General features: G+C 71.5%; 12 protein-coding genes and 1 pseudogene. 12 read left to right on the top strand and 1 reads right to left on the bottom strand.

Annotation, left to right across the window (positions count from 1 at the left end):
• The first annotated feature begins 216 nt into the window (after nucleotides 1-216).
• From OG246_RS36810 to OG246_RS36780, 7 genes and pseudogenes are all read left to right on the top strand, one after another.
• A complete protein-coding gene (locus tag OG246_RS36810; protein ID WP_266473137.1) occupies nucleotides 217-1,665 on the top strand; it encodes an MFS transporter in 1,449 nt (482 codons plus the stop codon).
• Complete coding sequence (locus tag OG246_RS36805) at nucleotides 1,662-2,801, top strand: serine hydrolase domain-containing protein (protein WP_266473135.1); 1,140 nt, start codon at nucleotides 1,662-1,664, stop codon at nucleotides 2,799-2,801. The genes OG246_RS36810 and OG246_RS36805 overlap by 4 nt, the downstream gene beginning before the upstream one ends.
• Nucleotides 2,802-2,921: 120 nt before the next feature.
• Complete coding sequence (locus tag OG246_RS36800) at nucleotides 2,922-3,902, top strand: zinc-binding alcohol dehydrogenase (RefSeq protein WP_266473134.1); 981 nt, start codon at nucleotides 2,922-2,924, stop codon at nucleotides 3,900-3,902.
• 128 nt (nucleotides 3,903-4,030) lie between these two features.
• Nucleotides 4,031-4,429, top strand: coding sequence for a 6-carboxytetrahydropterin synthase (locus tag OG246_RS36795; protein WP_266473132.1), 399 nt, complete (start codon nucleotides 4,031-4,033; stop codon nucleotides 4,427-4,429).
• Nucleotides 4,426-5,628 carry a glycosyltransferase family 4 protein gene (locus tag OG246_RS36790; protein WP_266473130.1) on the top strand — a complete coding sequence of 401 codons (1,203 nt, stop codon included), beginning with the start codon at nucleotides 4,426-4,428 and terminating at the stop codon, nucleotides 5,626-5,628. The genes OG246_RS36795 and OG246_RS36790 overlap by 4 nt, the downstream gene beginning before the upstream one ends.
• Nucleotides 5,625-6,557: a class I SAM-dependent methyltransferase gene (locus OG246_RS36785; protein WP_266473128.1), complete on the top strand. Its 933-nt coding sequence runs from the start codon at nucleotides 5,625-5,627 to the stop codon at nucleotides 6,555-6,557. The genes OG246_RS36790 and OG246_RS36785 overlap by 4 nt, the downstream gene beginning before the upstream one ends.
• Nucleotides 6,554-7,417 (top strand): annotated as a pseudogene (locus OG246_RS36780) (lysylphosphatidylglycerol synthase transmembrane domain-containing protein); the annotation flags it as partial. The gene OG246_RS36785 and the pseudogene OG246_RS36780, both read left to right, overlap by 4 nt.
• A 197-nt stretch (nucleotides 7,418-7,614) precedes the next feature.
• On the opposite strand, the gene OG246_RS36775 reads toward OG246_RS36780, so the two are convergent.
• Nucleotides 7,615-8,445, bottom strand: a complete 831-nt coding sequence (locus OG246_RS36775) for a creatininase family protein (protein ID WP_323178364.1) — start codon at nucleotides 8,443-8,445, stop codon at nucleotides 7,615-7,617.
• Nucleotides 8,446-8,483: 38 nt separating this feature from the next.
• Here OG246_RS36775 and ribA point away from each other — a divergent pair, with 38 nt between their 5' ends.
• Genes ribA through OG246_RS36750 form a run of 5 tightly spaced genes read left to right on the top strand, consistent with a single transcriptional unit; the run spans nucleotide 8,484 to nucleotide 13,558 of the window.
• On the top strand, nucleotides 8,484-9,215 hold the full coding sequence (gene ribA, locus OG246_RS36770) for a GTP cyclohydrolase II (protein ID WP_266473122.1): 732 nt from the start codon (nucleotides 8,484-8,486) through the stop codon (nucleotides 9,213-9,215).
• Between the two features lie 3 nt (nucleotides 9,216-9,218).
• Nucleotides 9,219-10,214: an ornithine cyclodeaminase family protein gene (locus OG246_RS36765; RefSeq protein ID WP_266473120.1), complete on the top strand. Its 996-nt coding sequence runs from the start codon at nucleotides 9,219-9,221 to the stop codon at nucleotides 10,212-10,214.
• Entirely contained in the window at nucleotides 10,211-11,356 is a 1,146-nt protein-coding gene (locus OG246_RS36760) for an FAD-binding oxidoreductase (protein WP_266473119.1), read from the top strand. Before OG246_RS36765 ends, OG246_RS36760 begins: the two co-directional genes overlap by 4 nt.
• Nucleotides 11,353-12,408 carry a saccharopine dehydrogenase gene (locus OG246_RS36755; RefSeq protein ID WP_266473118.1) on the top strand — a complete coding sequence of 352 codons (1,056 nt, stop codon included), beginning with the start codon at nucleotides 11,353-11,355 and terminating at the stop codon, nucleotides 12,406-12,408. The genes OG246_RS36760 and OG246_RS36755 overlap by 4 nt, the downstream gene beginning before the upstream one ends.
• Nucleotides 12,401-13,558: a saccharopine dehydrogenase family protein gene (locus OG246_RS36750; RefSeq protein ID WP_266473117.1), complete on the top strand. Its 1,158-nt coding sequence runs from the start codon at nucleotides 12,401-12,403 to the stop codon at nucleotides 13,556-13,558. Before OG246_RS36755 ends, OG246_RS36750 begins: the two co-directional genes overlap by 8 nt.
• Nucleotides 13,559-13,561 lie beyond the last annotated feature (3 nt).

Raw genomic sequence — 13,561 nt, 5'->3', positions numbered from 1 at the left:
TACCAGTCGGGGTGTTCTCCGCGTGGATGCGTGCGGCCGCACGCATCGCCGACGCGCCGCCCCCCGCTTCGACCCCGTACCGGGCCCTGCGCATGCCGCACCGCCCGTACCCACCATCCCTTCCCTTCAGCGACCGCCCCGCGCCGTCGCCGGAGTGCTCGGCGCTGCCTCGCGGCGACTCTGCTCCGCTCTGCCCTGCTCGGAGAGGCCCTTTTCATGCCCCGGAAGTCCACCCGCCTCACCTTCGCGGTCCTCGCGACCGGTGCTGGCGTGTTCTCCATGCTCCAGTCGCTGATCGCGCCGGCCCTGCCGACCGTTCAGCACGCGCTGCACACCTCGCAGTCCACCGCGACCTGGGTGATGACGGCGTACCTGCTGTCCGCATCGGTCTTCACCCCGATACTCGGCCGCGTCGGCGACCTGATCGGCAAGAAGCGCACCCTCGTCGCCGTCCTGGTGACCGTGACCATCGGCTGTCTGCTCGCCGCGCTCGCCCCGACCATCGGAGTGCTCATCGTCGCCCGGGTCGTCCAGGGCATCGGCGGCGCGCTGTTCCCGCTGTCCTTCGGCATCATCCGGGACGAGTTCACCCCCGCCGAGGTCAGCCCCAGCATCAGCAACCTGTCCGCCGTGATCGCCGCGGGCGGCGGCGTCGGCATGGTGGCCGCCGGTCCCATCGTGACCGCGCTCGACTACCGCTGGCTGTTCTGGCTCCCCGTCGGCATCGTCGCCGTCACCACGCTGATCGCCCTGCGCTACGTGCCCGAGTCGCCCAGCCGGGCCGAGGGACGCGTCAACTGGCTCGGCGCCGTACTGCTCTCCGGCTGGCTGGTGGCCCTGCTGCTCCCGCTCAGCCAGGCGAGCCGGTGGGGCTGGGGATCGGCCCGGGTGGTCGGTCTTTTCGCCGCCGCCGTGCTGCTCTTCGCGCTGTGGCTGCTGGCCGAGGCGCGCTCCCGTTCTCCGCTGATCGACCTGCGCATCATGCGGCTGCCCGCCGTGTGGACCACCAACGCCGCCGCCCTGCTGTTCGGCGCGGGCATGTACTCGATCTGGTCCTTCCTCCCCGGCTTCGTACAGACCCCGAGCTCCGCGGGTTACGGCTTCGGCTCGAGCGTCACCGCGGCCGGACTGCTCATGCTGCCGATGCTCATCGCGATGTTCTGCTCGGGTGTGCTCAGCGGCCGCCTGGAACCCGTACTGGGCGCCAAGAAACTGCTCACGACCGGCGCCGCACTCGGCGCCGTGGCCTGCGGCTTCCTCGCCCTCTGGCACGACCAGCAGTGGCAGGTGGCCGTCGCCGCGGGCATCTTCGGCCTCGGCATCGGACTGGCCTTCGCCTCGATGGCCAACCTGATCGTCGGCAGCGTCCCGGCCGAACAGACCGGCGCCGCGACCGGCATGAACGCCAACATCCGCACCATCGGCGGCTCCATCGGCGCGGCCGTGACCAGCGTCCTGGTCACCGGGCACCTCCAGCCCTCGGGCCTTCCGTACGCCTCCGGATACACCCACGGCTTCACCCTGCTCGCCCTGCTCTGCCTCGCCGCGGCCCTGGCGGCGCTCCTCGTGCCGGTCCAGCGTGCCGGGCGGATCTCCGGTAAGCCCCGTGCGTCCTCCGAGGGATCACCTGCGGAGTCGGAGACCGGTGCCATGATGCCCAGGTGAGTCGCGACGACGTGGGTGCACGGATGCGGGCGCGGGTCGGTGCCGTTCTCGAACGGCTCGTGGAGTCCGGGCAGGAGAACGGTCTCCAGGTGGCGGTCCATCTGCACGGCGAGCTGATCGTCGACGCGTGCGCGGGCGACGCCTCCCCGGGCAGAGCCCTCGCACCCGACACGCTGATCCACAGCTTCTCGCTCGGCAAGGGCTTCACCGCGACCCTCGTTCACATCCTCGCCGACCGCGGGCTGGTCGACTACGACACCCCGATCGCCCACTACTGGCCCGAGTTCGGGGCCCACGGCAAGGACCGCGCCACCGTACGGCACGCCCTGACCCACGCCACGGGCGTACCGCAGCTGCCTGCCGCCATCACCCCGGCCGAGCTGTGCGACTGGGACACGATGTGCGCGATCGTCGCGGCGCAGGAACCCCTGTGGGAGCCCGGCACCGCCAGCGGCTACCACGGCTGGACGTTCGGCTGGATCCTCGGCGAGACCGTGCGCCGGATCACCGGCCTGACTCCGGCCGAGGCGCTGCGCATGTACGTCGCGGAGCCTCTCGGCGTCGCCGACGAGCTCTTCTACGGACTGCCGGAGAGCGAACTGGCGCGCACGGCACCGCTGGTGGAGGGCGACTGGGCGGTGTACCTGGAGAGCCTGCCGCCGTCCGTGCCGTTCGTCCGGCTCGTCGCGCCGAACCGCAGCGTGTGGACCACCGCCGAACTGGCCAACCGCCGCGACTACCTGCTCGCGGACCTGCCCGCCGGCGGTACGACCACCGCGCGGGCGGCGGCGCGCATGTATGCCGCGCTCCTCGGCGAGGTCGACGGCGTACGGCTGCTCACCCCGGAGCGGACACGGCTCGCCTCCGCCGTAGCCGTCGACGGCAAGGACAGGACGTTCCTCGGCAGGTCCACCAAGGGGCTCGGCTACTTCCTCGGCCTGCCCGAAATGGCGGGGGAGACGACATCCTTCGGCCACCACGGAAGCGGCGGCAGCATCGCCTTCGCCGACCGCGAGCGGGGGCTCTCCTTCGCCCTCACCCGCACCCGACTGGTCTCTCCCGAGGTGGACACGGGCCGGGTACTGGCGAACGAGGTCCGTTCGCTCGTGTCCCAGCCGGACTCCCACGCCTTCTGACGCAGCCGCCTGATGTCACCCCGGCCGGCCCGTATGACAGAGTCGATCAACGCCGCGTACAGTGCGCGGCTTGTCACCGCTCCGTACGTGAAGATCTGCCGGATCGTTCAGGGGACCCTCATGGAACTCACAGCCCGAGCCTTCTGGATCGGCTCGCCGGGACACGGCGAGATTCGGGAAACAGCCTTGTCGGAACCCGCCGAGGACGAGGTGCTCGTGCGCACGCTCTATTCCGGGGTGAGCCGGGGCACCGAGACCCTCGTCTTCCGTGGCGGCGTACCGGAGAACCAGTACACGGCGATGCGCGCACCGTTCCAGGACGGCGATTTCCCGGCACCCGTGAAGTACGGCTATCTCAACGTCGGCCTGGTGGAGGAGGGGCCCGCGGCGCTGCTCGGCCGGACCGTCTTCTGCCTGTATCCGCACCAGACGCGGTACGTCGTCCCCGCGAGCGCCGTGACCGTCGTACCGGATTCCGTGCCGGCCTCGCGCGCCGTGCTCGCCGGGACCGTGGAGACCGCGGTGAACGCCCTGTGGGACGCCGCGCCGCTGATCGGCGACCGGATCGCGGTGGTCGGCGGCGGCATGGTCGGCTGCTCCGTCGCCACGCTCCTTGCCCGGTTCCCGGGGGTACGGGTCCAGCTCGTCGATGCCGATCCGGCACGCGGTGACATCGCGCGGGCACTCGGTGTCGACTTCGCGCTTCCCGAGGACGCGGCCGGCGATCTCGACCTCGTCGTGCACGCCAGCGCCACCGAGGCCGGGCTCTCGCGGGCGCTGGAACTCCTCGCCCCTGAAGGCACCGTGATCGAACTCAGCTGGTACGGCGACCGGCGGATCAGCCTGCCGCTGGGGGAGGCCTTCCACTCACGGCGCCTGACGGTCCGCAGCAGCCAGGTGGGTTCCCTTTCCCCCGCGCGGCGAGCGGGCCGCACCTACGCCGACCGGTTCGCGCTCGCCCTCGAACTGCTCGCCGACCCGGCCTTCGACGCACTTGTCACGGGCGAGTGCCGATTCGAGGAACTTCCCGACGCGATGGGCAAATTGGCCTCCGGTTCGATACCCGCCTTGTGTCACCGCGTGGTCTACGACGGGGTTTGAGTCCGGAACAAGCTGCCTGACCTCCGAAGAAAGGGGAACAGGCAGCTGAACAAGGAGTACGGACCAGCCGTACTACACGGCACGGTCCCGGCAGGGGATCAGACGCACCGCACCTGGAGGGTCGTCCGTTGTTCAGCATCACCGTCCGCGATCACCTGATGATCGCCCACAGCTTCCGTGGCGAGGTCTTCGGCCCCGCGCAGCGCCTGCACGGGGCGACGTTCCTGGTGGACGCCACCTTCCGGCGCGCCGAGCTGGACGACGACAACATCGTCGTCGACATCGGGCTGGCCACCCAGGAGCTCGGCGCTGTCGTAAGCGACCTGAACTACCGCAACCTCGACAACGAACCGGTCTTCAAGGGCACCAACACCTCGACGGAGTTCCTGGCCAAGGTCATCGCCGACCGCCTCGCCGACCGCGTGCACGCCGGGGCGCTGGGCGAGGGCGCCCAAGGGCTCGCGGGCATCACCGTCACCCTGCACGAGTCGCACATCGCCTGGGCGAGTTACGAGCGTGCGCTGTGACCGACACGACCATCGACCAGGCATCCGTGAACGGGAACCAGGCTTCCCTGAACTACGTGCCGGTGCAGAACGCGGCTCTCCAGAAGGCCGAGATCATCCCCATGTCCCTGAACTCCGTGCACTTCGTCATGCCGGGCGGCGTCGACGACCCGGCCGCGCCCAGTGGCGGCAACGCGTACGACCGCCGGCTCTGCCTGGACCTCCCCGGCTTCGGCTGGCAGGTCCACCGGCACGCCGTCGCGGGCGAGTGGCCGCGCCCCGGAGCCGCCGCCCGCACCGAACTCGCCCGCACGCTGCGGGAACTGCCGGACGGCACAACCGTCCTGCTCGACGGACTCGTCGCCTGCGGCGTCCCCGAGATCATCGTCCCCGAGGCCGAACGGCTCGCCCTCACCGTCCTCGTGCACCTGCCGCTCGGCGACGAGACGGGGCTCGCACCTGCCGTGGCGGCCGAACTGGACGCCAAGGAACGTACGACGCTGCGGGCCGTGTCGGCCGTCGTGGCCACCAGCGAATGGGCGGTGCGCCGGCTCGTGGCCCACCACGGGCTCGCCCCCGACCGGGTCCATGTCGCCGAACCCGGCGCCGACATCGCGCCGATCGCCTCCGGCACCGACGGGGTCTCGCGGCTGCTGTGCGTCGCGGCGGTCACCCCGCGCAAGGGGCAGCACCGGCTGGTCGAGGCCCTCGCGACCGTCACCGACCTGCCCTGGAGCTGCGTCTGCGTCGGCGCACTCGGCCAGGATCCGGCGTACGTCACCGAGCTCCGCGCCCTGATCGAGAAGCACGGCCTCGGCGACCGGCTGCACCTGGCCGGACCGCAGGTGGGCGCCGAACTCGACGCGAGCTACGCCGCGGCGGACCTGATGGTCCTCACCTCTTACGCCGAGACGTACGGCATGGCCGTCACCGAGGCACTCGCGCGCGGCATCCCGGTCCTTGCGACCGACGTCGGCGGACTGCCCGAGGCCGTCGGGCGCGCACCCGACGGCGGAGTGCCCGGCATCCTCGTACCACCGGAGGACCCGGCGGCTCTCGCCGTGGAACTGCGCGGCTGGTTCGGCGAGGCCGACGTACGCCGTCGTCTGAAGGCGGCCGCCCGCGGCCGGCGCGCCGCGCTGAACGGCTGGGCCACCACGGCCCGGAGCCTGGCCGGCGTCCTGGGACGGCTGCCGCGGGAACCCAGGAGGGCGGCATGAGTACGGCCACCACTCCCTCAGGTCTGCCCGGCGTGCCCGAGCCGGAGATTCGGGCGGGAGTGCCGGGGGAGCGCGTCGACGCGGTCGGCGCCGATGACGTGCCTCGATACGCGCCCCAGTGGCTGCAGCTGCGCGAAGGCGCCGATGCCGCCGCACGGGCGTCCGACTTGCTCGACCCGCTGCGTATCCGTCTCGCGAACCGGCCGGTACGCGGCGACGACCTGGTGATTCACGACCTCGGCTGTGGCACGGGGTCCATGGGCCGCTGGCTCGCGCCCAGGCTCGACGGCGGTCAGCACTGGATCCTGCACGACCGGGACCCCTATCTGCTCCACTTCGCGACGGTGGGCGCACCGCGCGCTGCCGCCGACGGCAGCCGGGTCACCGTCACCACGCAGCGCGGTGACATCGGCCGGCTGACCGCGGACGCCTTGGCCGGGGCCTCGCTGGTGACGGCCTCCGCGCTGCTCGACGTGCTCACCGGTGACGAGATCGACCGCCTCGCGGCGGCCTGCGCGGGCGCCGGAGTGCCGGCCCTGCTGACGCTCTCCGTCGTCGGCCGGGTCGAATTCACCCCGGCCGAACCGCTCGACGCCGAGTTCGCCGAGGCGTTCAACGCCCACCAGCGCCGCGGTGACCTGCTCGGTCCCGAAGCCATCACGGCCACCTGCGAGGCCTTCGCCCGCTACGGCGCGACGGTCCGCACCCACCCGAGCCCCTGGCGGCTCGGCCCCGAAACCGCCGCGCTCACCGAGGAGTGGCTGCGCGGCTGGGTCGGCGCGGCCTGCGAGGAGCGACCCGAACTCGCCGCCCACGCAGAGACGTATCTGCGGTCCCGGGTGGCGGCGGCCGCCGCGGGTGAACTGCGCGTGGTGGTCCACCACAGCGATGTGCTGGCGCTTCCCCGGCCGACGGGTGGGGCGCTGTGAGCGCGGGGGCGGACGTGACCACGAGTCCGAAGCGCACCCGCGCCAACTCCCGCCGGATCCGCACCCACATCGGCACCGTCGCCGGTGCCGTGATTCTTGCGGTGCTGCTCTGGCGGCTCGGTACGGGCGTCTTCCTGGACGGGCTGCGGCGGGTCGACGGGATGGCGCTGCTCGCGGCCGTCGCGATCGGGCTGGTCACCACGGTGTTCAGCGCCTGGCGTTGGTGCCTGGTGGCGCGCGGGCTGCGGATCCGGCTGCCGCTGGTGCAGGCCGTCGCGGACTACTACCGGGCGCTGTTCCTCAACGCGGCGCTGCCCGGCGGGGTCCTCGGCGATGTGCACCGCGCCGTACGGCACGGCCAGAGCGCCGGGGACGTCGGCCGCGGCGTACGGGCGGTGGTCCTGGAACGGACCGCGGGCCAGGCGGTGTTGGCCGTGGTCGGAGTGGTGGTGCTGCTCACCCAGCCGTCCCCGGTGCTCACGGAGACCCGCCACTTCGCCCTGGTCCTGGCGATCGTCTCGGTGTGCGGAGTCGTGACCGTCGGCGCGGTGCGCCGGGTGCGGACGCCCAGCCGCTCCCAGCGGTACGGTGCCTTCCGCGCCGCGCTCGTCGAAGCACGCGGCACCCTGCTCGCCCGGGGGAGCTGGCCGGGCCTGGCGCTTTCCTCGGTCGTGGTGCTGGCCGGTCACCTGGCCACGTTCCTGCTCGCCGCCCGGGTCGCCGGATCCACCGCGTCCCCCGCCGAGTTGCTGCCGTTGGCGCTGCTGGCCCTGATCGCCATGGGGCTGCCCCTGAACGTCGGCGGCTGGGGCCCGCGTGAGGGCGTCGCCGCCTGGGCGTTCGGAGCCGCGGGGCTCGGCGCGAGCATGGGCCTTACCGTCGCCGTGGTCTACGGCGTGCTCAGCTTCGCCGCGAGCCTGCCCGGCGTCGCCGTCCTGGTCGTCCGGTGGGCGGCGGCGCTCCGGCGCCCCCGCGAGGAGAGCGCAGGAGGGCACGAAGAATGCCGACGATCAGCGACCGCCGAGGTGCAGATCTCCGAGGTGCAGACCCCCGAGGTTCAGATCTCCGCAGTCCCGGTCTTGCGACTCCCGGTCTCGCCGCTCCCGGTCTCCGAACTCCCGGTTTCCAAGGGCAGCGTCTTGGCCGTCACCAGGGAGAAATACGCCGCGAACGCCTCGGTCAGCCCGGCCAGGAGTTCCTTCCCCTTCTCGGCGCTGGCCATCGAGGGACGGCCGATGACACCGGACTCGGTATAGGCGGACATACCGAGGGTGAGCAGATGCCGCCGGTCGTCCGCGAGGAAATCGGAAGTCTCGTAACCGGCCTTGACCAATTCCGGATGGGCGTGCAGAAGAATGGAGGTCTCTATTTCCCCCGCGTGCATATCGCTGAGCAGCGAGGTCTGTACTCCGGCCCGTTCCCTCGCGGCGTCCCAGTCCTCCATGGCCGGGAAAAGCGCCATCCGCGTACCGCTGCCCGCGGATTCCTGAACCACATTGCCCAGTACGTAGTTTCCGCCGTGTCCGTTGACCAGCACCAGCGTGTCGACGCCGGACCGGCGGAGCGAATCGGCGATGTCCCTGACCACCGCGTGGAGCGTGACGGAAGAGATGCTGACGGTCCCCGGCCACGCGGCGTGCTCGTGCGAGCAGGAGATCGTCACCGGAGGAAGGAGATGGACCGGATACGCGGCGGCGACCTCCCGCGCGATGGCACACGCGACGAGCGTGTCCGTCGTGAGCGGCAGGAACGCACCGTGCTGTTCGAAGCTTCCGACCGGAAGCACGGCGACCTGCCGTGACACATCCGCCCCGCGCGCCCGTACGTCTTCGGTGGTGTCAACCGGCAACAGACCGGATACCGTCGAGCGCGTTCCCGAACCACTCATGTTTTCACGGCCTTTCGACTCTGCTTAGGAATCAGATCATGACAGATAACTTTGGAGTACTCGGCGGGAATGCCCACCTCACAGGTGTCGAACGCGTCGTGATTGCCCCATTGCCCACCGTGTACGGCGCTTTCCACGCGGTCGGTTACCTCGACCACGACCGTGAAGAGGAACAAGTGGCCCTGGTGTACGGGGACTTGGATGACATCGGTGAAGGGGACACTCTCACCCGACTGCATTCGGAGTGCCTGACCGGTGACGCCTTCGGATCCATGCACTGCGAATGCGGCGACCAGCTCGCCGCCGCGCTGCGCGCCATCGTGGCGGAGGGCCGCGGCATCCTCGTCTACCTCCGGGGCCACGAGGGCCGGGGCATAGGCCTGCTCGCCAAGCTCCGCGCGATGCAGCTCCAGTCGGAGGGCATGGACACCGTCGAGGCGAACCTCGCCCAGGGCCTGCCGGTGGACGCCCGCGACTACCGGGTGGCGGCGGAGATCCTGCACGACCTCGGCGTGCGGTCCGTGCGGCTGATGTCGAACAACCCGCGCAAGCGCGAGGCACTGCTGCGCCACGGCATCAAGGTCGCCGAACAGGTCCCCCTGCTGATCCCGCCGTGCGAGGAGAACCTCAGCTATCTGCTGACCAAGCGGGAGCGAATGGACCACCACCTCCCCCACTTGGACGGAGCCCACCTGGGCGGATCCCACCTCAACGGATCCCACTTGGTCGACCGCGATCTTTTGCGGATCGGCAAAGACGGCTATCACTGAGGAATGAGAGAAGACGACGACGCCGACGGCGGTCCGCTGTATTTGTCGCGCGAGCAGGTGCGGGAGCTGCTCGACCCCGATACAGCGATCGCCTCGCAGCGCGCGGCCTTCACCGCGCTCGGCGACGGCACCGCCGAGCTCCCGGGGAAGATCATGCACCCCAGCCGCTTCGACGACAGCGTCGTCTTCGCCTACCTCGCGCGGCTGTCCGCGGCCACCGGGGCCGTCGCCAAGATCGGCAGCGTCAACCCGGGCAACGCGGCGGCCGGGCTGCCGACCGTCCACGCGGTGATCAACGCGCTCGACCCGGTCACCGGACAGCTCGCCGCCGTCATGGACGGTACGGCGGTGACGGCCCTGCGCACAGCAGCGGCGAGCGCCGTCGCCTTCGACGCGCTGGCCAACGCCGACAGCGCGGAACTCGGCGTCCTCGGTTCCGGCACCCAGGCCCTGGCCCATGTGCGGGCCGTCGCACGGGTACGGGAGCTGGCGTCCGTACGGCTGTGGAGTCCGGACCCGGGTCGCCGGGCGCACGCGGCGCAGCGCCTCGCGGCCGAACTCGGAGTCGCCGTCAAGGCGGTCGAAACGGCCGAGGAAGCCGTCGCCGGGCTGCCGATGGTCGCGGCCTGCACCCTCAGCAGCGCGCCTGTCGTACGGGGCGAGTGGCTGGCGCCGGGGTGCACGGTCGTCAGCGTCGGTTCCTTCGAGCCCAGCAGGAGCGAGGTCGACGCGGAGGTCGTACGGCGGGCCGCGGCGGTGGTCGTCGACGATCCGGAGACGGCGGCGGAGCACGCAGGTCCGGTCGTCGACGCGCTGCGGGACGGGCGGCTCGCCCAGGAGGACCTGATTCCGCTCGGCGGCGTACTCACCGGCACGCACCGGGGCCGGGGGCACCCCGACGACATCGTCTTCTACAACAGCGTCGGGCTCGGCATCCAGGACGCCGCCGCGGCCTGGGCCGTCATCGACGCGGCCCGCGCCAAGGAGTCCCGCCGGTGAACGGGAGGGCGCGGGTCGTCGTCATCGGCGGCGGGGTGATGGGCGCGAGCATCGCCTATCACCTGGTGCGTGCGGGCGTACCCGACGTGGTGCTCGTCGAGCGCGACGAACTGGCCTCCGGGTCGACCTCGCGGGCCGCGGGCGGGGTCCGGGCGCAGTTCTCCGACGAGCTCAACATCCAGCTGGGGGCCAGGAGTCTGGAGGCGTTCGGCCGTTTCGGCGAGGAGCTGGGCCAGGACATCGGGCTGCACCGGGTCGGCTATCTCTTCCTGCTCTCCACACCCGAGGAGGTCGCCTCCTTCGAGGCGGGCGTGCGGCTGCAGAACTCCCTCGGCGTGCCCAGCCGCATGATCGACCCGGCCGAGGCACACCGGCTCTCACCCCTGATCAGCACCGACGGACTCCTCGCGGCGGCCTTCTCACCGGACGACGGGCACTGCACGCCCGAATCCGTCGTCCAGGGCTACGCTGCCGGCGCCCGCCGGCACGGCGCGACCGTGCTCCGGCACTGCGAGGTCACCGGCATCGAACTGCGCGGCGACGAGATCACGGCGGTGGTCACCAGCCGGGGCCGGATCGAGACGGACACCGTCGTCTGCGCGGCCGGTGCCTGGTCGCGGGCCATCGGCGCGATGGTGGGCGTGGACCTTCCGGTGGAGCCCCTGCGCCGCCAGATCGCGGTCACCGAGCCCGTACCCGGGCTGCCGCCGGACCTCCCCATGACGATCGACTTCACCAGCAGCCTCTACTTCCACACCGAGGGCCCCGGTCTCCTCCTCGGCATGTCCGACCCCGACGAGACCCCCGGCTTCTCCACCGAACCGCACGACCGCTGGATCCCGCGCCTGTACGAGGCCATGGAGCGGCGCGCCCCCGCCCTGCTCGACCTGCGCAGGACGGGCGGCTGGGCTGGCCTCTACGAGATGACACCGGACCACAACGCGCTGATCGGCGAGGCCGGTTCGTGTACGCGGTTCCTTTACGCGACAGGGTTTTCCGGCCACGGATTCCTGCAGGGACCGGCGGTCGGCGAGGTGGTCCGCGATCTGTATCTGGGCCGCGTACCCTTCGTCGACATCAGCCCCCTCAGCGCCGAACGCTTCGCCGCCGACGCCCTGCGCCCGGAGATCAACTGCGTATGAACGCCCTCCACTTGTGGCTCCGCCACGAGACCCGTACGACCGAGCGGCGCACGCCCGTCGTGCCCGCGGACGCCCGACGGCTCGTCGAGAGCGGCGTGACCCTAACCGTCGAGGAGTCACCGCAGCGGGTCTTCCCGATCGAGGCGTACGAGGAAGCCGGCTGCCGTGTCGCCGGGACCGGAACCTGGGTCTCGGCCCCGTCGGACGCGGTCGTCCTCGGCCTCAAGGAACTCCCCGACGAACCGGCCGCACTGACACACCGCCATGTCTTCTTCGGGCACGCCTACAAGCAGCAGCCCGGCGCCGAGACCCTGCTGCGCAGATTCCTCGCGGGCGGCGGGACCCTGCTCGACCTCGAATATCTGGTGGACGACGACGGGCGCAGGCTCGCCGCCTTCGGCTACTGGGCCGGATATCTGGGCGCCGCCCTCGCCGTACTGCACCACCGGGGCAGGCTCCGGACCCCGCTCCGGCCGACGTCCAAGGAAGAGCTGGACGCGGAACTGGCCGGAGACGGCGGCCAGTTGAAGGCTCTCGTGATCGGCGCACTGGGCCGCAGCGGCCGGGGCGCCCGGGTCGCGCTGGAGGCGGCCGGTATCGAGCCCACCTGCTGGGACCTCGCAGAGACCCGCGATCTGGACCGGCACGCCTTGCTGGAACACGAGTTGATGGTCAACACCGTCCTGACCACAAGCCCGGTCCCGCCCTTCCTCACCGACAAGGACCTCGACGAGCCCGGCCGCCGACTCCGCACCCTGTGCGACGTCACCTGCGATGTCGGATCGCCGATGAACGTACTGCCGGTCTACGACACCACCACGGACTGGACGGAGCCCGTCCGCCGGCTGCGCGAGCGGCCCGCCCTCGATCTGATCGCCATCGACAACCTGCCCTCCCTGCTGCCGCTGGAGGCGAGCGTCGACTTCTCGGCGGCCCTGCTGCCGATGCTCCTGGAGTTCGAGACCGGCGGGGCGTGGGGCCGCGGTCTCGACCGGTTCCGTCAAGCCTGCCGTGAAATCGGCGCAAGAGAAGGGGAGTTCCGCGATGCCTGAGGCGACGGCCGCGAGCGGCACCGTGCACTGGATCGGTGCAGGCCTGTCCACCGGAAGCGGTCTCGCCGCGACGTGCGACGCCGCCGACCGCGTACGACTGTGGCATCGCACCGAGGAGCGCGCTGCACACAGTCTGGCCGCCTTGGGTCTGACCGGGCGTGCCGAGCCCCGCGCGTACACCCTCCCCGCGCTCACCGCCGAACTCGCCCCCGGAGACGTCGTCGTCTCCATGCTGCCCGCGCCCGAACACGCCCCGCTGCTCGCCGCCTGCGTCGAACGCGGCGCCCACTTCGCCTGCTCCAGCTATGTGTCCGACGCGGTTCTGGAACAGGTGCCCGGGGCCGCGGCGGCGGGTGTCGTGGTGCTGACCGAGTGCGGGCTCGACCCGGGCATCGACCATCTCTTCGCGCACAGTCTGATCGCCCGCGCCCAGGAGGCGATCGGCGCCGAGTCGGCCGCCTCGTACAGCCTCACCTCGTACTGCGGCGGCATCCCTGCCGTGCCCAACGACTTCAAGTACCGCTTCAGCTGGGCACCGGCAGGCGTCCTGGGCGCCCTGCGCTCGCCCGCCCGTTACGTCGAGGACGGCGCGGTGACGACCGCCGCCCGCCCCTGGGAGGCGACCCGCACTCATGTGATCGACGGTGAGAGCTTCGAGGTCTACCCCAACCGTGACAGCGTCCCCTTCCTCGACCAGTACGGGCTTCCGGAGGCCTGGAAACCGGGGACGTTCGTCCGCGGCACCCTCCGTCTCGACGGCTGGCTGCAGGCCTGGGACGCGGTGTTCGAGGAGCTGAAGGCGGGCGACGACCAGCGCATCGTGGCCCTCGCGCGGGAGTTGGCGACGGCCTACCCGACCACCGAGGCCGACCGTGACCGGGTCGTACTCGCCGTCTCGCTGGATGTGCGCGGCGGCTCGGGCTCGGGGGAGGACTGGTCCGGGCGCTATCTCCTCGACCTGGAAGGCACCGCCGAGGAGAGCGCCATGGCCCGCTGCGTCTCCCGCACGCTCGCCCTCGGTGTCCGTCACATCCTGGACGGCTCGCTCCCGCCGGGCCTGAGCCGCGCCGCGGAGACAGCCGGCCGGTCGCAGGAGTGGCTCGCCGAACTGGCCCGGGACGGAGTGGACTTCACCCTGCGGACCGGGTGACCG

The sequence above is a fragment of the Streptomyces sp. NBC_00620 genome (assembly GCF_026341825.1).
Taxonomy (GTDB): Bacteria; Actinomycetota; Actinomycetes; order Streptomycetales; family Streptomycetaceae; genus Streptomyces.
Note: the sequence above shows the minus strand (reverse complement) of the source record. Positions and strands in the feature narration are given on the sequence as shown.

What these genes read in the sequence shown, in the direction of transcription:
- OG246_RS36810 (WP_266473137.1), top strand. Translation starts at nt 217, where the DNA reads ATGCCCCGGAAGTCCACCCGCCTCACCTTCGCGGTCCTCGCGACCGGT.
- OG246_RS36800 (WP_266473134.1), top strand. Translation starts at nt 2,922, where the DNA reads ATGGAACTCACAGCCCGAGCCTTCTGGATCGGCTCGCCGGGACACGGC.
- OG246_RS36785 (WP_266473128.1), top strand. Translation starts at nt 5,625, where the DNA reads ATGAGTACGGCCACCACTCCCTCAGGTCTGCCCGGCGTGCCCGAGCCG.
- OG246_RS36775 (WP_323178364.1), bottom strand. Translation starts at nt 8,445, where the DNA reads ATGAGTGGTTCGGGAACGCGCTCGACGGTATCCGGTCTGTTGCCGGTT.
- ribA (WP_266473122.1), top strand. Translation starts at nt 8,484, where the DNA reads ATGACAGATAACTTTGGAGTACTCGGCGGGAATGCCCACCTCACAGGT.
- OG246_RS36765 (WP_266473120.1), top strand. Translation starts at nt 9,219, where the DNA reads ATGAGAGAAGACGACGACGCCGACGGCGGTCCGCTGTATTTGTCGCGC.
- OG246_RS36755 (WP_266473118.1), top strand. Translation starts at nt 11,353, where the DNA reads ATGAACGCCCTCCACTTGTGGCTCCGCCACGAGACCCGTACGACCGAG.
- OG246_RS36750 (WP_266473117.1), top strand. Translation starts at nt 12,401, where the DNA reads ATGCCTGAGGCGACGGCCGCGAGCGGCACCGTGCACTGGATCGGTGCA.